General features: G+C 72.6%; 21 protein-coding genes. 14 read left to right on the plus strand and 7 right to left on the minus strand.

Features of this window, described 5'->3' with window-relative positions:
• The first annotated feature begins 126 nt into the window (after positions 1-126).
• The 4 genes from IF01_RS0134365 (at position 127) to IF01_RS0134380 (ending at position 6,134) form a co-directional block, all read left to right on the plus strand.
• Positions 127-1,113, plus strand: coding sequence for a hypothetical protein (locus IF01_RS0134365; RefSeq protein ID WP_375341016.1), 987 nt, complete (start codon positions 127-129; stop codon positions 1,111-1,113).
• A 7-nt stretch (positions 1,114-1,120) separates the two neighbouring features.
• Complete coding sequence (locus IF01_RS0134370; RefSeq protein ID WP_051756782.1) at positions 1,121-2,695, plus strand: SCO6880 family protein; 1,575 nt, start codon at positions 1,121-1,123, stop codon at positions 2,693-2,695.
• 38 nt (positions 2,696-2,733) lie between these two features.
• Positions 2,734-4,083 (plus strand): ATP-binding protein, encoded by a 1,350-nt coding sequence (locus IF01_RS0134375; protein ID WP_037782249.1) that lies wholly within the window; start codon positions 2,734-2,736, stop codon positions 4,081-4,083.
• Positions 4,084-4,340: 257 nt separating this feature from the next.
• The gene (locus tag IF01_RS0134380; RefSeq protein WP_051756784.1) at positions 4,341-6,134 is read left to right on the plus strand and encodes a bifunctional metallophosphatase/5'-nucleotidase; all 1,794 of its coding nucleotides are present in this window, start codon (positions 4,341-4,343) and stop codon (positions 6,132-6,134) included.
• 108 nt (positions 6,135-6,242) lie between these two features.
• Here IF01_RS0134380 and IF01_RS0134385 read toward each other — a convergent pair whose 3' ends face one another.
• The 5 genes from IF01_RS0134385 to IF01_RS0134405 form a co-directional block, all read right to left on the minus strand.
• Entirely contained in the window at positions 6,243-7,742 is a 1,500-nt protein-coding gene (locus IF01_RS0134385) for a sensor histidine kinase (protein ID WP_375341017.1), read from the minus strand.
• Positions 7,739-8,515: a response regulator transcription factor gene (locus IF01_RS0134390; protein ID WP_030397534.1), complete on the minus strand. Its 777-nt coding sequence runs from the start codon at positions 8,513-8,515 to the stop codon at positions 7,739-7,741. The genes IF01_RS0134385 and IF01_RS0134390 overlap by 4 nt, the downstream gene beginning before the upstream one ends.
• Before the next feature lie 57 nt (positions 8,516-8,572).
• Positions 8,573-9,763, minus strand: coding sequence for a S1C family serine protease (locus tag IF01_RS51225; protein WP_078880550.1), 1,191 nt, complete (start codon positions 9,761-9,763; stop codon positions 8,573-8,575).
• A gap of 106 nt (positions 9,764-9,869) precedes the next feature.
• Entirely contained in the window at positions 9,870-10,916 is a 1,047-nt protein-coding gene (locus IF01_RS0134400; protein ID WP_030397536.1) for a LacI family DNA-binding transcriptional regulator, read from the minus strand.
• Between the two features lie 147 nt (positions 10,917-11,063).
• Positions 11,064-11,798 carry a winged helix-turn-helix domain-containing protein gene (locus IF01_RS0134405; RefSeq protein ID WP_037782252.1) on the minus strand — a complete coding sequence of 245 codons (735 nt, stop codon included), beginning with the start codon at positions 11,796-11,798 and terminating at the stop codon, positions 11,064-11,066.
• Between the two features lie 684 nt (positions 11,799-12,482).
• Here IF01_RS0134405 and IF01_RS0134410 point away from each other — a divergent pair.
• The 7 genes from IF01_RS0134410 to IF01_RS0134435 all read left to right on the plus strand — a co-directional run bounded on the left by IF01_RS0134410 (position 12,483) and on the right by IF01_RS0134435 (position 17,402).
• Positions 12,483-12,782 (plus strand): MoaD/ThiS family protein, encoded by a 300-nt coding sequence (locus IF01_RS0134410; protein WP_051743093.1) that lies wholly within the window; start codon positions 12,483-12,485, stop codon positions 12,780-12,782.
• Positions 12,783-12,787: 5 nt separating this feature from the next.
• Positions 12,788-14,395: a hypothetical protein gene (locus IF01_RS0134415; RefSeq protein ID WP_063764376.1), complete on the plus strand. Its 1,608-nt coding sequence runs from the start codon at positions 12,788-12,790 to the stop codon at positions 14,393-14,395.
• A 203-nt stretch (positions 14,396-14,598) separates the two neighbouring features.
• Positions 14,599-15,315: an LmeA family phospholipid-binding protein gene (locus IF01_RS0134420; protein WP_030397540.1), complete on the plus strand. Its 717-nt coding sequence runs from the start codon at positions 14,599-14,601 to the stop codon at positions 15,313-15,315.
• A gap of 236 nt (positions 15,316-15,551) precedes the next feature.
• A complete protein-coding gene (locus tag IF01_RS51630; protein WP_350517234.1) occupies positions 15,552-15,632 on the plus strand; it encodes an Ms5788A family Cys-rich leader peptide in 81 nt (26 codons plus the stop codon).
• Between the two features lie 257 nt (positions 15,633-15,889).
• Entirely contained in the window at positions 15,890-16,723 is an 834-nt protein-coding gene (locus IF01_RS0134425; protein WP_030397541.1) for a sulfurtransferase, read from the plus strand.
• Positions 16,724-16,763: 40 nt separating this feature from the next.
• Positions 16,764-17,054, plus strand: a complete 291-nt coding sequence (locus IF01_RS0134430) for a DUF1416 domain-containing protein (protein ID WP_030397542.1) — start codon at positions 16,764-16,766, stop codon at positions 17,052-17,054.
• Positions 17,055-17,123: 69 nt separating this feature from the next.
• Positions 17,124-17,402, plus strand: coding sequence for a DUF3099 domain-containing protein (locus IF01_RS0134435; protein WP_030397543.1), 279 nt, complete (start codon positions 17,124-17,126; stop codon positions 17,400-17,402).
• On the opposite strand, the gene IF01_RS0134440 is transcribed toward IF01_RS0134435, so the two are convergent.
• On the minus strand, positions 17,396-17,764 hold the full coding sequence (locus tag IF01_RS0134440; protein WP_030397544.1) for a DsrE family protein: 369 nt from the start codon (positions 17,762-17,764) through the stop codon (positions 17,396-17,398). The genes IF01_RS0134435 and IF01_RS0134440 overlap by 7 nt on opposite strands.
• A gap of 272 nt (positions 17,765-18,036) precedes the next feature.
• Here IF01_RS0134440 and IF01_RS0134450 point away from each other — a divergent pair, with 272 nt between their 5' ends.
• From IF01_RS0134450 to ygfZ, 3 genes are all read left to right on the plus strand, one after another.
• The gene (locus tag IF01_RS0134450) at positions 18,037-18,639 is read left to right on the plus strand and encodes a heme-binding beta-barrel domain-containing protein (protein WP_030397545.1); all 603 of its coding nucleotides are present in this window, start codon (positions 18,037-18,039) and stop codon (positions 18,637-18,639) included.
• A gap of 103 nt (positions 18,640-18,742) precedes the next feature.
• A complete protein-coding gene (locus IF01_RS0134455) occupies positions 18,743-19,207 on the plus strand; it encodes a Fur family transcriptional regulator (RefSeq protein ID WP_030397546.1) in 465 nt (154 codons plus the stop codon).
• Positions 19,208-19,226: 19 nt separating this feature from the next.
• Entirely contained in the window at positions 19,227-20,189 is a 963-nt protein-coding gene (ygfZ, locus tag IF01_RS0134460) for a CAF17-like 4Fe-4S cluster assembly/insertion protein YgfZ (RefSeq protein WP_030397547.1), read from the plus strand.
• 33 nt (positions 20,190-20,222) lie between these two features.
• On the opposite strand, the gene dtd is transcribed toward ygfZ, so the two are convergent.
• A complete protein-coding gene (gene dtd / locus IF01_RS0134465) occupies positions 20,223-20,663 on the minus strand; it encodes a D-aminoacyl-tRNA deacylase (RefSeq protein WP_030397548.1) in 441 nt (146 codons plus the stop codon).
• Positions 20,664-20,857 lie beyond the last annotated feature (194 nt).

The raw sequence follows: 20,857 nt of genomic DNA on the forward strand, positions 1-20,857 counted from the left end.
AACGGGATTCTGTGCGTCGACAAGCCGGGTGGTGGGGCGTCCCTGCCCGGGAGCGGGACGGTCGGGACCGTCACGGACCCGTTGGGGGCGCTGGCGAAGGGGTGTGCGCAGGCGGCGGTGTGGGTGGTGCGGAAGTTGTCGGGGGCGATCGACGGGACGACGGAGGTGGACTTCACCAACGCGTCGTTCCTGCAGCAGTACGCGGTGGTGTTCGCCGCGTCGACGGTCGTCACGCTGGTGCTGTGGCTGCTCGCGGTGACCAAGCGGGCGGTGCGCGGGGCGCCGTTGACGACGGCGATCTCGGAGGCGATCGGGTTCCTCTGGCTGACGGTGGTGGCGTCGGCGTTCACGCCGTTGATCCTGTACACGGTGGTGAGCGCGACCGACGGGCTGACCAAGGCGATCGCGGTGGGGACGAAGTCGGACACCGGGACGTATCTGGGCGGGTTCGCGGACACCCTGGAGAAGGGTGACATCGGCGGCGGGCCGTTGATTCTGATCATCACCTCGCTGGTGGCCGTGCTGGCCGCGGCGGTGCTCTGGATCGAGCTGCTGATCCGGGCGGCGATGCTGTACGTGGGCGCGCTGCTGGGGACGGCGGTGTACGCGGGGCTGGTGGACAAGCAGCTGTGGAAGCACGTGCGCCGCTGGGCGGGGGTGATGCTGGCGGTGGACCTGGCGAAGCCGATCATCGTGATCATCCTCGGGCTGGCGGGTGCGGTGTCGGCCGGGGCGGGGGCGAGCGACGACTTCGCCCGGGTGCTGTCGGGGCTGGCGATCCTCTTCCTGTCGATCTTCGCGAGCGCCGCCGTCTACCGCTTCGTGCCGGGCTTCGGCGACGAGATCATGAACATGCGTCATGCCCGGGCGAGCGCGGTGTCCGCCGGGTCGGCGATGATCAACGGGACCGCGAACTTCATGCGGCAGGGCATCAGCACGCACGGCGACCGCGGCGCCCCGGGCGGCGGGGGCGGTGGGGGTGCCGGCGGCGGTTCGGTCGCCCCGGGCATCGCCGCCCACGCGTCCCGGGCGCCCTCGCCGCCGCCGCAGGCCGGGCCGCCGGCCCAGGCCTCGGGTCCGACCCGCGACAGCAATCCAGCGAAGGGAGGGTGACGGGTAAGTGAGCAGCGAACCGCTCGGCCAGTACGGGGCCCAGTACGCCCAGCCGTACGTGCACCAGCGCCGCACCTACCTGATCGGCAAGGCCCGCCCGAACGCGCCGATCGGCCGGAACCGGGAGTCCGGCGAGATCGTGCTGATCATCTTCGGCGCGTTCCTCGGCATGCTCTGGGGTCTGCTGATGCCGGTCCTGCCGCTGCGCATCGCGGGTCTGGTGGGTCTGCCGGCGCTGGCGATCGCGGCCGTGTACGTGCCGTACCGCCGTCGGACGTTCTACAAGTGGGTGGAGATCAACCGCACCTACCGGCGGACGGTCCGCAGCGGGCGGGCGGTGTGGAAGTCGGACGCGGTCGACGCCGGGACCCGGCTGGACGGCCGTGAGGTGGAGATCGGCCCGCCGCCCGGGGTCGGGCGGCTGCGCTGGCTGTCGGCGCCGTTCGGGCCGGACGAGGTCGCGGTGCTGATGCACCTGGAGCGGCGCACGGTGACGGCGGCGATCGAGATCGAGGGCCCGGGTGTCGGGCTGCGCGACTCGGAGGACCAGGAGGCGCTGGTCGACCGGTTCGGGACGCTGCTGAAGCACGTCGCGAACGGGGACGGCTTCGTGACCCGGCTGCAGATCCTGGCCCGGACCCTGCCGGCCGACCCGGACGCGCACGCCAAGGACGTGGAGCGGCGCGGCGACCCGGGTGCGCCGCACTGGCTGAAGGACTCGTACGACCAGTTGCAGTCGATGGTGTCGACCTCGTCCGAGCAGCACCGGGCGTACCTGGTGGCGTGCATGCACTACACCCGGGACCTCGCCGCCGAGGCGCACGCGATGGGGCGGACGGCCACCGGCCGGCGCGCCCGCGACGACGAGGGCCTCGCCTCGGTGATGGCCCGCGAGCTGACCGACATCTGCGCCCGGCTGGCGGAGGCGGACATCCGGGTGCGGCAGCCGCTGGGCCAGGCCCGGCTCTCCTCGCTGCTGCACTCGATGTACGACCCGGACCACCCGATCGACCACATCCAGGCGATGTCGAGGCGCAATGCCTGGCCGGCCGAGCTGGACGCCACGCATCAGCAGTTCCTCCAGGCGAAGACCCGGGAGTCGGCGACCCGGGAGCCGTGGTGCCACGCCACCGCGTGGATCAAGGAGTGGCCGCTGACCCCGGTCGGCGTCAACTTCTTGGCGCCGCTGCTGGTGCACACCCCGGACGTGATCCGGACGGTGGCGGTGACGATGGACCTGGAACCGACAGATGTCGCCATCGAGCGGATGCTCACCGAGAAGACCAACGACGAGGCGGAGGCCAGCCGCGCCGCCAAGATGAACCGCACGGTCGACCCGCGCGACCTGGCCCACACCGGCCGGGTGGACCAGCGGGGCGACGACCTGGCGTCCGGCGCGGCCGGCGTCAACCTGGTCGGGTACATCACGGTCTCCTCGCGCAACCCGGACGCGCTGGCCCGGGACAAGCGGACGATCCGGGCGTCGGCCGGCAAGAGCTATCTGAAGCTGGAGTGGTGCGACCGCGAGCACCACCGCGCGTTCGTCAACACCCTGCCGTTCGCCACCGGTATCCGCCGCTGAGCGGATCCCGGCCGAGCGACTGATCTGGAGGCCCCCGTATGGCGATCGGCAACCTCACCGACGCGTTCACCAGCCTGGCGTTCGGCAAGGTGGAGACCACCCGGCTGCCGGTGCGCACCTCGACCGGCCAGGCGCAGGCGGTGTACCTGCCGACCGCCGCGCCCGGGCTGGGCGACTCCGGGGTGATCATCGGGCGCGAGGTGTACAGCGGCAAGGGGTATGTGTACGACCCGTTCCAGCTGTACGGACAGCAGCTGCCCGCCCCGCACTGGCTGGTGCTGGGGGAGTCCGGCAACGGCAAGTCGGCGCTGGAGAAGACCTATGTGCTGCGCCAGCTGCGGTTCCGGGACCGGCAGGTGGTGGTCCTGGACGCGCAGGGCGAGGACGGGGTCGGCGAGTGGAACCTGATCGCGAACGCGCTGGGCATAAAGTCGATCCGGCTGGACCCGATGGCGGCCAGGGACGGCGGGGTGAAGCTCAACCCGCTGGACCCGGCGATCACCCAGACCGGGCAGCTGTCGCTGCTGCGGACCATCGTCGAGGTGGCGATGGGGCGCGGTCTGGAGGAGCGGGCCGGGTTCGCGCTGAAGGCCGCGCACGGGCACGTGGTGGCGACGGTCCGGGACCGCCAGCCGGTGCTGGACGACATCATCGACACCCTGCGCAGCCCCGACCTGTCCTCGGTGGAGTCGCTTGGGGTGGCCGTGGACGAGGTGCAGTCCTGGGGCCTGGACGTGGCGCTGGTGCTGGACCGGCTGGTCGACGGTGACCTGCGGGGCATGTTCGACGGTTCGACCACCGACGGCATCGACCTGGACGCGCCGCTGATCGTCTTCGACCTGTCGCACATCGACCGCAACTCGATCGCGATGCCGATCCTGATGGCGATCGTCGGCGTCTGGCTGGAGCACACGTGGATCAGGCCGGACCGCAAGAAGCGGATCTTCCTGGTCGAGGAGGCGTGGCACATCATCAACAGCCCCTTCGTGGCGCAGCTGTTCCAGCGGCTGCTGAAGTTCGGCCGCCGGCTCGGCCTGTCCTTCGTCGCCGTGGTGCACCACCTGTCGGACGTGGTGGACGGGGCGGCGGCCAAGGAGGCCTCGGCGATCCTCAAGATGGCCTCCACCCGGACGATCTACATGCAGAAGGCCGAGGAGGCGCGGGCCACCGGGCGGGTGCTGGGCCTGCCCCGCTGGGCGGTGGAGATCATCCCCACACTTTCGCCGGGCATCGCGGTCTGGGACGTCAACGGCAACGTCCAGGTGGTGAAGCACATCATCACCGAGGCGGAGCGCCCACTGGTCTACACCGACCGGGCGATGACCGAGGACGCGGTGGCCGAACGGGTGCGCGCCGACCACCAGTTGGCGGCCGAGCCGGGGATCTGAGCCCGGCTCCGGCGGGCCCGGGGCGTGTTCCCGGGCCCCGGAGCCGCGCCGCGGGGCGCCGGTGCGGGGGCGGTCCGGCGCGCGGTGCGGCGGGCAGAGTCCGTCGACGATTCGTCAGTAGGTAACCCTGTCGTTACGTCCAGGGGCCTGACAGCTACGCGCGTTGACTCTAGGCTGCACTCGCGCAACGACACTCGTCTCGCGCGCCCGGGCCTGTCCACAGCTGGGCGCTCTCACAGGTGCAGGGGACCCCCTACATGCTCTCCGTCAGAACCCGACGGTCTGCGTTGGCCGTCGTCGCCGCCGCCGGCCTCGTCGGCACGGTGGCCATGCCGTCCGCGGCCCAGGCCGCGACCGCCAAGAAGCCCAAGACCGTCAACCTCCAGTTGCTGGCGATCAACGACCTGCACGGCAACCTGGAGCCCCCGGCCGGGTCCTCCGGCACCATCCGGGAGATCGACCCGGCCACCGGCCAGCCGGTCAGCACCCCGGCCGGCGGCATCGAGTACCTGGCCACCGCGCTGCGCCAGGCCCGGATCCCCGCCGACGACTCGATCACCGTCGCCGCCGGCGACCTGGTCGGCGCCTCGCCGCTGACCTCCGCGCTGTTCCACGACGAGCCCACCATCGAGGCGCTGGACAAGCTCGGCCTGGACGTCACCTCGGTCGGCAACCACGAGTTCGACGAGGGCTCCGCCGAGCTGCTCCGGCTCCAGGACGGCGGCTGCCACCCGACCGACGGCTGCTACGAGGAGGGGCGCACGTTCAAGGGCGCCAACTTCAACTACCTCTCGGCCAACGTCACCAACGAGAAGACCGGCAAGCCGCTGCTGGCCCCGTACTGGGTGACCAAGTCGCAGGGCGTGAAGGTCGGCTTCATCGGCGTCACCCTGGAGGGCACGCCGAACATCGTCACCGCCGAGGGTGTCAAGGGCCTCAAGTTCGCCAACGAGGTCAGCACGATCAACAAGTACGCCGCCGAGCTGAAGGCCAAGGGCGTCAACTCGATCGTCGCGCTGATCCACGAGGGCGGCCTGCCGGCCAGCAGCACCTACAACTACGACTGCGGTGCGGCCGGCGAGGGCATCTCCGGCCCGATCGTCGACATCGCCAAGCGGATCGACCCGGCGGTCGGCGCCATCGTCACCGGCCACACCCACAACGCGTACGCCTGCACCATCCCCGACCCGCAGGGCGTGCCGCGTTCGGTGACCAGCGCGGCCTCCTTCGGCCGGCTGTACACCGAGATCGACCTGAAGCTCGACAAGACCACCGGCGCGATCGTCCGGCCGTCGGTCAAGGCCGAGAACCACATCGTGCGCCGGACCGTCGAGAAGGCTCCGGACATGACGGAGCTGATCTCGCACTACTCCAAGCTCGCCGCCCCGATCGCCAACCGTCCGCTGGGCTACATCGCCTCGGACATCAACGGCCGTGGCAACAACGACCCGGAGAAGCCGCTCGGCGACGTCATCGCCGACGCCCAGCAGGCCGGTCTCGCGGCCGCCGACAAGGGCGGCGCGCAGGTCGCCTTCATGAACCCGGGCGGCATCCGCTCCGACCTCGTCTACAAGCAGAGCGGCGCCGAGGGCGACGGTGTGGTGACCTACGGCGAGGCGTTCACCGTCCAGCCGTTCACCAACATGATGCAGGTCAAGACGCTGACCGGGGCCCAGCTGATCCAGCTGCTGCAGCAGCAGGTGAGCGGCTCCAACGACGCCTCGCCGAAGATCCTGCAGCCGTCCAAGGGCCTCAGCTACACCCTGGACATGCGCAACAAGGGCGCCGACCGGGTCGTCGTCGACTCGATCCGCCTGAACGGCGCGCCGATCGACGCGGCCGCCAAGTACCGGGTCGCGGCCAATGAGTTCCTGGCCGGCGGCGGCGACGGCTTCCCGGCCTTCGCGGCCGGCACCGACAAGCTCGTCGGCGCCTCCGACCTGGACGTCTTCGCCGCGTACCTCGGTGCCAACAGCTCGGCCGCCGCGCCGCTGAAGGCGCCGGCGCAGGACCGCATCAAGGTCATCGGCCCGGGCAGCGTCCTCGACTGAGTCGAGGGTCGCCGGCCGTGAGCCGGCCGGGGCGGGGCGCTGTCGGGGCGCCCCGCCCTTTTTTCGTGCCCGCGCCCGGGGCCTGCTCTGCTTCTGGGCCACGCGACCTCAGTCGGGGGAGGGGCCGCCGGGGAGCCGGACGGTGGCCAGCGCGCCCGGCCCGCCGTCCTGGGCCGGGCCGAGCGACACCTCGCCGCCGGCCTCCCGGACGCTCTGCGCGACGATCGACAGGCCGAGGCCGGAGCCCGGGAGCTGGCGCGAGGACGGGGAGCGCCAGAACCGGTCGAAGACGTACGGCAGTTCGTCCTGCGGGATGCCGGGACCGTGGTCGCGGACGGTCAGCACACCCTCGTCGAGCCGGACGGCGATGGTGCCGCCGGGTGGGCTGTACTTGACCGCGTTGTCCAGCAGATTGATCACCGCCCGCTCCAGGCCGGCGGCGTCGGCGTGGACGTACCAGGGCGCGGTGGAGGTCTCGAAGACCAGCCCCGGGCCGCGCAGCTTGGCGCGCTCGATCGCCCGTTCGGCGATCTCGTGCACGGCCACCACGGAGAGGGTGCGGACCGGCTTGGGGGAGTCCGGGCGGGAGAGCTGGAGCAGGTCGCCGATCAGCACGGTGAGCTCCTGCATCTGGGCCTTCATGTTGCCGAGCAGCTTGGTGCGGGTGGCGGGCGGGAGCGGCCGGCCGGTGTCGTCGCTGCGGATCAGCAGATCGACGTTGGTGCGCAGCGAGGTGAGCGGGGTGCGGAGCTCGTGGCCCGCGTCGGCGATCAGCCGGGTCTGCCGTTCGCGGGAGTTGGCGAGCGCGGTGCTCATGGAGTTGAACGAGGTGGAGAGCCGGGCGATCTCGTCGTCACCCTGGACCGCGATGGTGGTGCCGACCTCCTCGGTGCGGGCGATGTGCTCGACGGCGTCGGTGAGCTGGTCTACCGGCTTGAGCGCGGAGCGGGCGACCAGTCGCCCGGCGACGGCGGCGAGGACGATCCCGCCGAGGGCGACCCCGCCGAGGAGGAAGGCGAGCTGGCGCAGGGATTCCTCGACGGACTTGGTCGGGGCGGCGACCATGACCAGCGCTGGCTGGCCGGTGTCGAGCGCGGCCCCGGTGATTCTGATCATGGCGGGATCGCCGTTGGTGTAGTGCCCGTTTCGGATCAGGACCTGATCCGGGGCCAGACGCAGTGCCCGGACGTCACCGGGGTCCAGGACCATCGCGCGGGCGGCCGTCAGCGGAAGGCAGACCAGGGACGGTTGACCGACAACGACGAACTGGGTGTCGCGGGGCGCGGAGAGATTGGCGGGCGGGAGCTGGGGCGAGGCCTGGACGTTCTTCAGGGCTGCCTGCGGCGTGCTGGCGCAGTCCTTGAGGTTGAGGCGTGGCAGCGGTCCGCGCACGTCCTCCAGGTCACTGCGGACCACGCCGTACATCCGCTCCTCGACGATGAACCAGCAGGCCAGCGCCGAGGCCGCGATCGCCACCGCAACCGCCGCCGTGGTGAGGAAGGTGAGTCGGCTGCGCAGGGAACGCGCGCGGTACCAGGTGCTGAGCCGGCCGCGGCGGCGCGGGATGCGCGGCGGGGCGAGCGGCGGCGGGGGGACGGTGGGGCTCACGCCGCGGTGCCGGCGGCCGGGCGGAGCGCGTAGCCGACCCCGCGGACGGTCTGGATGACCCGGGGCAGGCCGCCCTGCTCGGTCTTGCGGCGCAGGTACATCACGTACACGTCCAGCGAGTTGGAGGAGGGCTCGAAGTCGAAGCCCCAGACCGCCTTGAGGATCTGCTCCCGGGTGAGCACCTGGCGGGGGTGGGCGAGGAACATCTCCAGCAGCATGAACTCGGTGCGGGTCAGTTCGACCGGCTGGCCGGACCGGGTGACCTCGCGGGTGGCGGTGTTCATCCGCAGGTCCGCGAAGGCCAGGACGTCGGTCTCCTCCTCGACGGCGGCCGCCCGGGCGGCGGCCTCGGTGGCGAGTGCGTTGCGCCGCAGCAGGGCGCGCACCCGGGCGAGCAGCTCGTCGAGTTCGAAGGGCTTGGCGAGGTAGTCGTCGGCGCCGACGTCGAGGCCGGTGACCCGGTCGCCGACGGCGTCGCGGGCGGTGAGCATCAGCACCGGCACGGTGTCGCCGCGCGAGCGCATCCGGCGGACGGCGGTGAGGCCGTCCATCCGGGGCATCATGATGTCGAGCAGGACGAGGTCCGGCCGGTTGCGTTCGACGGACTCGAGGGCCTCGTAGCCGTCGGTGGCGGTGGCGACCTCGTAGCCCTCGAAGACGAGGCTGCTCTCCAGGGCGTCCCGGAGGGCGGGTTCGTCGTCGACCACGAGGAGCCGGGCGGTGTTCTGCTGCCCGGGCTCGGCGGGGGTGCGGTCGTCGGCGGACGGGGTCATCGGCGGTTGCCCTTTCTGGTGGCGGGAGGCCCTGCTCGGGTCAATTGTCGGACGTGCTCAGACGTTCTGGCCGGACTGCAGCTTGGGCAGCACCTGCTTGATGTCGTCGATCGGGATGGCGAAGCCGAGGCCGACGCTGCCGGCCGAGCCGCCGCCGGCGGTGGCGCTCGATCCGCTCGGCGAGTACATGGCCGAGTTGATGCCGATGACCTGCCCCGAGGCGTTGATCAGCGGGCCGCCGGAGTTGCCCGGGTTGAGCGCGGCGTCGGTCTGGAAGGCCTGGTAGGTGGTGGTGCTGCCGCTGCTCTGCGGGGCGCTGCCGCGCAGTCCGGGCAGGTTGGGGAGGCCGAAGCCGCCGTTGCCGCTGGTGGTGCCCTCGTCGAGCTGGACGGTGACCTCGCGGTGCTCGGCGCTGATGATGCCGGAGGTGACGGTGCCGGTGAGGCCCTCGGGGTTGCCGATGGCGACGACCGGGTCGCCGACCGCGACGGCGGAGGAGTCGCCGAGCACGGCGGGGGTGAGCTGCTTGGCGCCGCTCGCGGTGATCACGGCGGCGTCCAGGCTCTTGTCGGTGCCGGTGAGGGCGGCGGTGGCGGTGGAGCCGTCGTGGAAGGTGACGGTGATCCGGCCGCCGTCGGCCGCGCCGGAGACCACGTGGTAGTTGGTGAGGATCTGGCCGCCGGCGGTGAGGACCACGCCGGTGCCGGTGGCGGTGCCGTTCGCGGTCTGCACCGTGATCTGGACGACGCTGGGCGAGACGGCGGCCGCGACGGCGGCGACGTCGGCGCTGCCGTCGGAACGGGCGGCGACCGGGCTGGCGACGGTGCCGGTGCGGCTCACCGAGCTGTGGCCCTGGGCGGCGACGACGCCGCCGGTGACCCCGCCGAGGACGGCGGCGACTGCGGCGACGGCGGTGACCAGGGCGAGCCGCCCGCGCAGCAGGCCGCGCCGGGCCCGGTGGCCGGGGCCGCCGGACGGTGCCGGGTCGGCCGCCTCGGGCGGGAACGGCGGGAGCGGGGTGCCGGCGGCGGGGTGGGCGGCGACGCCGTACCCGGTGCTGCCGTACCCGGTGGCCGCAGCGGCCCCGGTGTTTCCGTACTCGCTGTTCTCGTGTCCGGTGCGCTCGTACGTGCTGCCGCCGAGGACGGTGCCCGGGACGACCCGGTCCTCGCGGGGCCCGGCCGGGGGCTCGGACGGTCCGTCGTACGGGCCGTCGGTGCGGTGCTGCCACTGCTGGTGATCGCTCATGGCGACCAAGCTCCGCCCGGTGGATGAGAATCCGGTGAGAGTGCGCTCAGAAGGGTCCGAGAAGCCCGTTGACTTCTCATAAAGCCTGGTCAGGCCGGGGCTCGCGCTACGAGCCGGCGCTGTCCGGGGTGCAGCCGCAGGAACGCCGTACGACCAGGCGCGACGGGAATTTGCGGACCCGCTCGGTGTCCGATCCGGGCACCATCAGCGAGTCGTCCAGGACGAGGTCCACCGCGGCCCGGGCCATCGCGTCGCGGTCGGAGGCGACGGTGGTCAGCGGCGGGTCGGCGAGGGCGGCCTCCGGCACGTCGTCGAAGCCGGCCACGGCGAGGTCCTCCGGCACCCGCAGGCCCACCTCGCGGGCGGCCCGCAGGACACCGATGGCCTGGTCGTCGGTGGAGCAGAAGATCGCCGGGGGGCGGTTCTCGGAGCGCAGCACGCCGAGCGCGACGTCGTAGGCGCCGTAGCGGTGGAAGGGCGCGTCGATCAGGTGCGGTTCGGTCGGCAGGCCGTGCGCGTCCATGGCGCGCTGCCAGCCCTCGACGTGGTCGATGACCGGGTCGCCGGGGGCGGGGGACTCGACCGGGCCGCCGAAGCAGGCCACGTACGGGTGCCCGTGCACCTCCAGCAGGTGGCGGACGACGGCCTCGGCGCCGCCCACGTCGTCGGTGACCACCGCGACGTCGTCGATCGCCTCGGGGCGGCGGTGCAGCAGCACGACCTTGGCCCCCTCCATGGCCGCGAACTCCTCGGCGGCCCGCTGGGAGGGGCCCTGGCTGACCAGGATCAGGCCGGAGACCCGCATGCCGAGGAAGGCTCGGACGTAGTGGACCTCGCGGTCGTCGACGTAGTCGGAGTTGCCGATCAGCACCAGCTTGCCGCGTTCGGAGGCGGCCCGTTCCACGGCGTGCGCCATCTCGGCGAAGAACGGCTGGCGGGCGTCCGGGACGACCATGCCGATGAGGTTGGTGCGGCGGGAGGCCATCGCCTGCGCGACGCTGTTCGGCCGGTAGCCGAGCTGCTCGATCGCGGCGAGCACCTTCTCCCGGGTGGCGGGCGCGACCGGCCGCGGCCCGTTGTTGATCACGTAGCTGACGACCGCGGTCGAGGTACCAGCCAGTCGGGCTACATCGTCGCGCGTCACTTTGGCCACGGGGGGAGTCTACGCGTGTGGCGTGCGGCCGGGCAGTGGGGATCGCCCCCGGTCGGGGCCGTTCCCGGAGCGGCTCCCGGACGGGGTGGGGCGAATCCGGACAGGCCGGGCCGGGCGGTACGGGGTGGGCCCGCCCGGCCCGCCGGGTCAGGCCTCCAGGACCGTCGCGGGGCGCCGGACGGCCTGGTCGGGGCGCTCGCCCTTGTCGGGCTTCTCCGGGACGACGAAGCGGTAGCCGACGTTGCGGACGGTGCCGATCAGGCACTCGTTCTCGACGCCGAGCTTGGCCCGCAGCCGCCGCACGTGCACGTCGACGGTCCGGGTGCCGCCGAAGTAGTCGTAGCCCCAGACCTCCTGCAGCAGCTGCGCCCGGGTGAAGACCCGGCCGGGGTGCTGGGCGAGGTACTTGAGCAGCTCGAACTCCTTGAAGGTGAGGTCGAGCACCCGGCCCTTGAGCTTGGCCGAGTAGGTGGCCTCGTCGACCGAGAGGTCGCCGTTGCGGATCTCCATCGGGCTGTCGTCGGTGGTCACCTGGAGCCGGCCGAGGGCGAGTCGCAGCCGGGCCTCGACCTCGGCCGGGCCGGAGGTGTCGAGCAGGACGTCGTCGATGCCCCACTCCGCGGTGACGGCGGCCAGGCCGCCCTCGGTCACCACCAGGATCAGCGGGCAGCCGATGCCGGTGGAGCGCAGCAGCTGGCAGAGGCTGCGGATCTGCGGCAGGTCGCGCCTGCCGTCCACCAGGATGACGTCGGCGCTGGGGGTGTCGACCAGGGCGGCACCCTCGGCGGGCGCCACCCGGACGCTGTGCAGCAGCAGGCCGAGTGCGGGCAGTACCTCCGCGGAGGGCTGCAGCGCGTTGGTGAGGAGGAGCAGAGAACTCATACCCGGTAGTCCCCTTTCCGGGTCGTCGCGGTCGCGTTCCGGCTGCCGCCACAGCCGGATGGCGCACGTGCTGGTGAGGGGGAGGAGGGGGACGCCCGGTGGGACCCGTCGGGCCCGTCGGCGCGGACGGCCGAACGGGGCGCGCGCCGGGGGTCCCGCAACCCGCGATGCACCGTTTCTGCCCTGTTCATCCCGCGAACCTTCCGGTCCTGGCCCGTCCCGGGCGGCGGCCCGGAGCCGGGGTTGTCCGACGCCCCTGCCGGGTCCGGCACGTCGTTGTGCCGTGCGTGGCGGGGGCGGTTCCCGCGGACCGCCGGGGGTGGGCCGACGATTCGCAAGAACGTCCGTACTGGCGTCCTGAAAGCACAAAAGGACCCGGGGGCGACTCTGCCCGGATCCCTCAGGGGTCGAGGATAGCCGACCGGTCCCCGGGCCGGGAGGGCTCCGACCCGGCGGTTCGGCCCTTTTCGGGCGCGCGCCGGGTGAGCCCCGCCACAGCTTCGCGACGGCGCCGCCGGGTACCGGGCCAGGGCGATTGCCGCTCGTGCGGACGAACACGCCATCATGGGACGCACATCGACGGCACCGTGCGAGTACACCTTTCGGGCGACGCGCGGCCGCCTCCGGTGGTGGACCCGGCCCGGGGTACCCGGGAACGGGCGAGGACGACGAGAAGGGGTTGCCATGGGCGCGACCACCGGGCACGACCCGGCGGCCGCCGTTCGGGTGAGCGGAACCATCCGCTACTGGGCGGCGGCGAAGTCGGAGGCCGGGCTGGCCGAGGAGCCGTACCTGGCGGCGACCCTGGCCGAGGCGCTGGCGGAGGCCAAGGCGCGGCATGCCGACCGGCCGAAGCTGGTCCTGCTGCTCGGCCACTGCTCCTACCTGGTGGACGGCTCGCCGGTGGGCGGCCGTGACCACTCGACGGTGGCGCTCAGCGAGGGCGGCAGCGTCGAGGTTCTCCCGCCGTTCGCGGGCGGGTGAGCGGCGTGACCGGGACGAACGGGGCCCCCGAGGGCCCGCCGCGGCAGCACCCTCAGCAGCCGCAGTACCCCTACGGGCAGCCGCAGCAGCAGTCGGCGCAGCCTCCGCAGCAGCAGCCGCAGGAGCAGCCGGGGGCGCAGGGGTACCACCCCCAGCAGCCGCCGTATCCGTACGCCCCCCAGCAGGGGTACGCGCCGGATCCTTATGCGCAGCAGGGGCTCGCGGCGCAGCCGCACGCCCCCGGCGCGGGTGTACCGCCGTACGGCGGGCCGTCGGCGCAGCAGCCGGGGTACCCGCAGCAGCAGCCGTACGGACAGCAGGCCGCCTACGGGCAGTCGCCGTACGGGGCGGGGCCGGGCGTCGGTCCGGCCGTGGACGACGCCGCGACGGCGCTGCTCCCGCCGGTGCCGCCGATGGACGACGCGGAGGCGACGGCGCTGCTCCCGCCCGTGCGGGTGTCCGGCGCGGTGCCGCCGGGCGCCCAGGGCCGGCCGGCGGAGCCGTTCCCCGGCCACGACCGGCCCAGGGCCCGGCACGGCCGGCCGCAGGGCCAGGCTCCCGCCGGGACCCCGTACGGCCAGGCCCCGGTGCAGGCTCCGCCGCAGGCGCCGATCCAGGCTCCGCCGCAGGCCCACGCCCCGGTGCCCGTGCCGGACCAGGGGCAGGCCCTCGACCAGCCGACCATGACCCTGAAGCGTCCGGAGCCGCCGGCCCCGGTGCTGAACGACCCGGCCGCCGCCCGCGCGGCCAGGGCGGCCCGCGCCGCGCAGAACGCGCACGCGGGGCCCGGCGGCCACGGCGCCCCCGCGGCTCCGGCCGCGCCGTTCACCGCTCCGCCGTCGGCGCCGGTGCCGGTCCCGGCTCCGGCTCCCGTCCACGCCCCGGCCCCGGCGGCGCCCGCCGTCCGGACCGGTTCGCCGATCAACGACCCCGGCCTCCAGCCCGCGCTGATCACCGCCGGTGCCGCCGCCCTGCTGGCCGGTGGTGCGGCGCTCGGCCAGGTCGGGCTGGCGCTGGTGCTCGTGCTGCTCCAGGGTCTGACGGCGGCCGGCTGGTTCCGGCTGAACGGCATGTGGCCGGCCCGGCAGGGCATCGCGCTGGCCGCGCTGTCCGGCGTGGTGGCCGACGTGGCGGTGCTGCTGGCCGACGAGGACGGCGGCACGGCGGCCGTGGTCGGCACGCTCGGCGGGTTCTTCCTGCTGGTCCTGGTGCTGCAGACGTTCCGCCCGGCCGATCCCAAGGAGCGGTTCTACGCGCTGACCGTGCTCGGTTCGGCCACCGTGGTGACGGTGCTCTGCACGGCGCTGCTGCTGTCGGACTGGGTGCCGGCGGCGGTCGGGGCGGTCGCGCTGGCGACGCTGCTGGCGGCCGCGCCGCTGCCCGGGCCCAAGTGGCTGGGCCCGTTGCTGGGGCTGCTCGCGGCGGTCGGGCTGGGCCTCGCGGTCGGCGCCCCGCCGGCGCTGGGCGCGGCGGCCGGTCTCGGCGCGCTGATCGGCCGCCGGGTGGCGGGGTACGACTTCCCGTCCCGGTTCGTGCACATGACGGCGGGCGTGGCGCTGCCGCTCGCGGTCGCGTCGCCGCTGGTGTGGATCGCCACGACCCTGCTCGGCTGACCGCCGCCGCCGAGGCGGCCTTCCCCACGACGTCCCGCCCCGGAACCATGCTCCGGGGCGGGACGTCGTACGGTCGTGCGGAGCGGCCGTACCGGAGTTCCCGGATCCGCCGCCGCGAGGACCGACCGCGGCGAACGACACGTGGCGACAGCGAACGACAGCGAACGACAGCGAACAGCGACCGGCGACGACGGGGGAGAGCGATGCGCGGCTGGCTGAAGGCGACGATCGGCCTGGTGGTGCTCTCGGGGGTACTGGTGGGCGCCGACCGGATAGCCGTGGGGGTCGCCGAGGACGAGGCGGCCGACCAGATCCTGAAGAGCGGCCGGATGAGCCAGAAGCCGCACGTGTCGATCGAGGGCTTCCCGTTCCTGACCCAGGTCGTCTCGCAGAAGCTGGACGATGTGCGGATCTCCGCGGACGGGCTGACCGTCGGCGAGGGCAAGGACAAGGTCGCGCTGCACTCCTTCTCGGCCAGACTTTCCGGTGTCGAGGTGAGCGACAACATGAGCAGCGCCACCGTGGCCACCGGTTCCGGCTCCGGTCTGATCGACTACGCGGACCTGTCGCGGCTGCTGCCGCCGGCCTCGGAGCTGGTGCCGAACGCGGGCCGGCTCTCGCTCGGCGGCGGCACCAGGCTGAGCCTCTCCTACGGCGGGCCCGGCAAGGTCAAGGCCTCGCTCGGGCCGCTCCCGGTCGGTGAGGCCTCGGTGCACAACAAGGGGAACACCGTGACGGTGGACGGCTTCCGGATCAGCGCGATGGCCTCGCTGCTCGCCGGGGTGTCCGACCAGGCCATCGCCCCGATCAGCTTCACCCTCGCCGCGCTGCCCGCCGGGCTGAACCTCGCCTCGGTGACTCCGCAGGAGGACGGCTTCCGGCTGGCCTTCGAGGGCAAGGACGTCAAGCTCATCGGCTGACCGCCGGCCGGCCCGACCCCGCCGTCCACCGTTCCGCTCCGCGAGACGCGCTGTCCAGCGCCGGCCGCGGAGCGGTGCTGTTCCCACCCCAGGACCGGCCCCCGGGGCCGTGTCGGCCGGGCCGTGGCCGGTTCCCGATGCCCATGGAAGGGTCAAATCCCAGCATTCGAGCGATCTGGTCTCGGTATTCGATACGCTGATGACAGCGGGCCTCGGGTGTCCCTAGCATCGTCGGCATGAAGCGACAGACGGACCTCACGAAGCGGCGGGCGGTAGACCTGTGCCGCGTGGCCGCCTGTCTGTGTCGAATGCGCTGACTCGGCGTCCTGGCAGGGCAGTTGCCGCCCGCCGCCGATTTCTCCGGTGACCTGTGCCAGCCCCTGGGGCCGGGCGCGGCCGCCCTGCTCCGCACCTCTCGCCCGCTCGTACCGCACGCCGCCGTATGTCCCACTATTCGGACAGGAATTCGGACCGGCCTCCGACGGGCGACCGCACCCCCGCTGCGTCGCAGCACCCGAAGCAGCCACCAGCAGCACCACCTTCCGCAAACCGCCCCCGGATGGAGAACAACACCATGAGCCGCAGCGACGTCCTGGTCGACGCCGACTGGGTCCAGGCCCGCCTGGACGACCCGAAGGTTGTCATCGTCGAGGTCGACGAGGACACCTCCGCCTACGACAAGAACCACATCCGCAACGCCGTCCGGATCGACTGGAAGTCCGACCTCCAGGACCCGGTCCGCCGCGACTTCATCGACCAGGCCGGCTTCGAGGCGCTGCTCAGCGCCAAGGGCATCGCCAACGACGACACCGTCGTGCTCTACGGCGGCAACAACAACTGGTTCGCCTCCTACGCCTACTGGTACTTCAAGCTGTACGGCCACGGTGACGTCCGCCTGCTCGACGGCGGCCGCAAGAAGTGGGAGCTCGACTCCCGCGACCTGGTCGCCGAGGTGCCGCAGCGCGCCGCGACCGAGTACACGGCGCAGGCCGTCGACTCCTCGATCCGCGCCTTCCGCGACGACGTGATCGCCGCCATCGGCACCCTCAACCTGGTCGACGTCCGCTCGCCCGACGAGTTCTCCGGCAAGCTGCTCGCCCCGGCCCACCTCCCGCAGGAGCAGTCGCAGCGCCCCGGCCACGTGCCCTCCGCGCGCAACATCCCGTGGGCGAAGAACGCCAACGACGACGGCACCTTCAAGAGCGACGACGAGCTCAAGGCCCTCTACGAGGCCGAGGGCATCGACCTGGCGAAGGACACCATCGCCTACTGCCGCATCGGCGAGCGCTCCGCGCTCACCTGGTTCGTCCTGCACGAGCTGCTCGGCCAGGAGAACGTGAAGAACTACGACGGTTCCTGGACCGAGTACGGCAGCCTCGTCGGCGTGCCGATCGAGCTCGGCAACTGAGCCGCCTGCTCCACCCGTAAGGCTGAAGGGAAGACAAGACATGTGCGGTGCGAAGGCCGGTGGGCCTGACCTGGCAGGAGTTGACGTGGCGAACGAGACGATCATCCAGGGTTCCGTGACCCGCGACGGCGAGCCGGTCAACGGCTACGTCCGACTGCTCGACGAGGGCGGCGAGTTCACGGCTGAGGTGCCCACCTCGGCGACCGGCCAGTTCCGGTTCTTCGCCCGCCCGGGCAAGTGGACCCTGCGGGCGCTCATCCCGGGCCAGACCGTGGACCGCCAGGTGGTCGCCTCCCAGGGCAACCTGACCGAGGTCGCGATCGCGGTCTGACCGTCCACGACGGATCGGCGTCACCGAGGGCCCCTGCCGTGCGGGGGCCCTCGGGCATACCGTGGACGTGTGCAGGCACGTCGGCGACACCGCTACTACTTCGCCATGATGGGCGTCTGCCTCGGGCTGTTCGTGCTGGCCTGGGGCGTCGTGCGGTTCTGGTCCGTCCCGGCCGCGATCGCCATGTGCGTGGTCGCGATGGTGATCCCGCCCGCCGCCGCGGTCTTCGCCAACAAGCGGGACCCCGAGGACGACTGGTGGAACGACCCTCGCTGGGAGGACCCGAAGTGGGACGAGCCCGGCCACGACCGGGACCGCCCGGACCGCCCCGACCGCCGGGATCAGTAGACGAGCGCCTGCACGCCGTCGGCCATGATCTCGCTGACGAAGACCTGCGCGCCCGCGATCCGGACGCCCTCGACGGTGTCCTTCTGCTCGATCCCGCGCCGCACCGCACACTGGGTGCAGAGGGTGACCGTGCCGGCCGCCAGGACCGACTCCAGCAGGTCCGGCAGCGGGGCCGCGTGCGGCAGCTCGAACTCGGCCGCGCGCCCGGGCAGCGCGAACCAGGACGACTCCCCGGTCAGCCAGAGCGAGACCTCGACCCCGCTGGCGACGGCGACCGCCGCCACCGTGAACGCCTGCGAGCACCGCTCCGGCGCGTCCGCTCCGGCGGTGACCTTGATGACGAGCTTCTTCTGAGACGACATGCGGACACAGTAGATCGCCGTCGTGGTGGGGCTCACCGAGACCCGTCGGCACCGTCCGGATAGAGTGAGCGGCAGCAAAATCCACACACTGTCGCCGCCCTGGGAGCCCCCCGTGTCCGGTCTGGAAATCTTCTTCGACGGTCTGCTGGCCCTCATGGCCGTGCTGATCACCTGGTTCGCCGTCTTCTCGGTGATGAAGCTGTACCAGGGCCAGCGCTGAGCGACTGCCGTACGGTTGAAGTGATCCCGCACCGACGACAGCGACCAGGAACATGATCGAGATCCCCTCTGACCTCCACAAGGACGTCGTCCCGCTGGCCTTCCTCCTCGGCACCTGGGAGGGCGCGGGCGTCTACGCCCCCCTGCCGGGCTCGGAGGGCCAGGACACCGAGAAGTGCAACTTCGGCCAGGAGATCGTCATCCGTCACGACGGACGGCCCTTCCTGGAGTTCCGCTCCCGCACCTGGGTGCTGGACAGCGAGGGCGAGAAGGTCCGTCCGCTGGAGAACGAGCACGCCTTCTGGCGCGTGACCAGCAACCAGCACGGCGCCAGCGGTGCCCGCGGGATCGAGATCTCCTCCGTCCGCGACGACGGCACGGTGGAGATCTGGTACGGCGAGCTGGCCGACGGCAAGCCGCAGATCGACGTCTCCACCGACGCGGTGGCCCGGATCGAGGGCTCCCCGGAGTACTCGGGCGGCAAGCGGCTCTACGGCTTCGTCAACGAGGAACTGCTCTGGGTCGGCGAGAAGGCCGCCCCGAACGTCCCGCTGCGCCCGTACATGTCCGCCCAGCTGAAGAAGGTGCTCTCGCCGGCCCAGCTGATCAAGGACATCAACGACCTGCCGGACGACGGCATCGCGTTCTTCAAGTAGGAAGCACGCGGCGTCCGCCGAGGCGCACAGGTGTAGGGACCGGCCCGTCGGCCGGTCCCTACACTTGCTTCAGGACCCCCGACGTTTGGCAGGGAACAGGACCGTGGCGGACACCGGCACCACCGACTGGCAGCTCTCCGGAGACTGGAAGGCCGACCTGCGCGAGCGCGGCTACCGGCTCACCCCGCAGCGCCAGCTCGTGCTGGAGGCGGTCGACGCGCTCGACCACGCCACCCCGGACGAGATCCTCGGCCACGTCCGGCAGACCGCCAGCGGCGTCAACATCTCCACCGTCTACCGGACCCTGGAGCTGCTGGAGGAGCTCGGCCTGGTCTCGCACGCCCACCTCGGCCACGGCGCCCCGACCTACCACCTGGCCGGCCGCCACCACCATCTGCACCTGGTCTGCCGGGACTGCGAGAAGGTCACCGAGACCGGCACCGAGATCGCCCAGCCGCTGATCGACAGCCTGCGTGCGCAGCACGGTTTCGACACCGACCTCAAGCATTTCGCCATCTTCGGCCGCTGCGCCGACTGCTCCGCGAAGCGCGCCGCCGAGCGGTCGTAAGCTTGCCGGTATGACCGGTCTGAAGAGCCCGCTGCTTGCGCTGCCCGGAGCCGTCCCCGCCGAGGGCGCCGACGAGGGCGTCGCCGCCCACTACGGCGACATCTTCCGCGAGCAACGGAGCCTCGCCCAGGGGTCCGGCTTCGTCGACCTCTCGCACCGCGGGGTGCTCACCGTCACCGGCGACGACCGGCTGAGCTGGCTGCACCTGCTGCTCACCCAGCACGTCAGCGCACTGCCGTCGGGGCAGGCCACCGAGGCGCTGGTGCTCTCCCCGAACGGGCACGTCGAGCACGCCCTCTACCTGGTCGACGACGGCACCACCACCTGGGCGCACGTCGAGCCGGGCACCCAGCAGGCGCTGATCGGCTACCTGGAGAGCATGAAGTTCTTCTACCGGGTCGAGGTGGCCGACGCGACCGCCGACTTCGCGGTGGTCCACCTGCCGGCCGGCTCGACCGTCTCCGCCGAGGGCGCGGCCGCCGTCCGCGAGCTGACCTACGGGCGGGACCTCTTCCTGCCGCGCGCCGAACTCGCCGCGCTGACCTCGGGCTACGGCCCGGCGGCCGGCGTCTGGGCCTACGAGGCGCTGCGGATCGAGGGCCACCGGCCGCGGCTCGGCTTCGAGACCGACCACCGGACCATCCCGCACGAGGTGGACTGGCTGACCACCGCCGTCCACCTGCAGAAGGGCTGCTACCGGGGACAGGAGACGGTGGCCCGGGTGCACAACCTGGGGCGGCCGCCGCGCCGGCTGGTCTTCCTGCACCTGGACGGCACCGAGGAGGTGCTGCCCCCGCACGGGACGGAGGTGCGGCTCGCCTCGGACCCGCAGGGGCGCTCGCTCGGCTTCGTGACCTCCTCGGCGCGCCACCACGAGCTCGGGCCGGTCGCGCTGGCCGTCGTGAAGCGGAACGTGCCGGTGGACGCGGTGCTGCTGGCCGGCACGGTGCCGGGCACGCAGGACGTGATCGTCCCGCAGTAGCGGAGGTCCGGCGCGGCGGATCCCGAAGCGGGGTCAGACCTCGACCAGGACGGTGAACGGGCCGTCGTTCACCAGCGCCACCTTCATGTCGGCGCCGAAGCGGCCGGTCTCGACCTCGGCGCCGAGCGCGCGCAGCTGGGCGACCACCTCGTCCACCAGCGGCTCGGCGACCGGGCCGGGCGCGGCGGCGTTCCAGGTGGGGCGGCGGCCCTTGCGGGCGTCGCCGTAGAGCGTGAACTGGCTGATGACCAGCAGTGGCGCCGCGATGTCCGAGCAGGACCGCTCGACGCCGTCCCCGTCGGCGGGCAGCAGCCGTAGGGTCCAGAGCTTGCGGGCGAGCTGGGCCGCCTTGGCGGGGGTGTCGTCGTGGGTGACGCCGACCAGGGCGCAGAGCCCCGGCCCCTCGATCGCGCCGACGGTCTCGCCGGCCACCGTCACCCGGGCCTCGCTCACTCGCTGCACCACTGCTCGCATGCGGTCATTCTGCCGGAGGCGGTGGGGGCGCGAGCAGGCCCCCCAGGGGCGCCTGTCGGCCTGGCGTGCGCCGGGTAGCGTGCGCCTGCGCGCTCCTTGGCGCCGCTCCTGCTGCGAAAAGCTTCGGTCGTATCAGCCACCCCTCTTCGCCAGGGGGCCGTTCGGGTGCACGGGCGGTGCGGCGGCGGCGGGCG

Origin of the sequence: Kitasatospora purpeofusca (assembly GCF_000718025.1) — a bacterium.
Lineage (GTDB): Bacteria > Actinomycetota > Actinomycetes > Streptomycetales > Streptomycetaceae > Kitasatospora > Kitasatospora purpeofusca.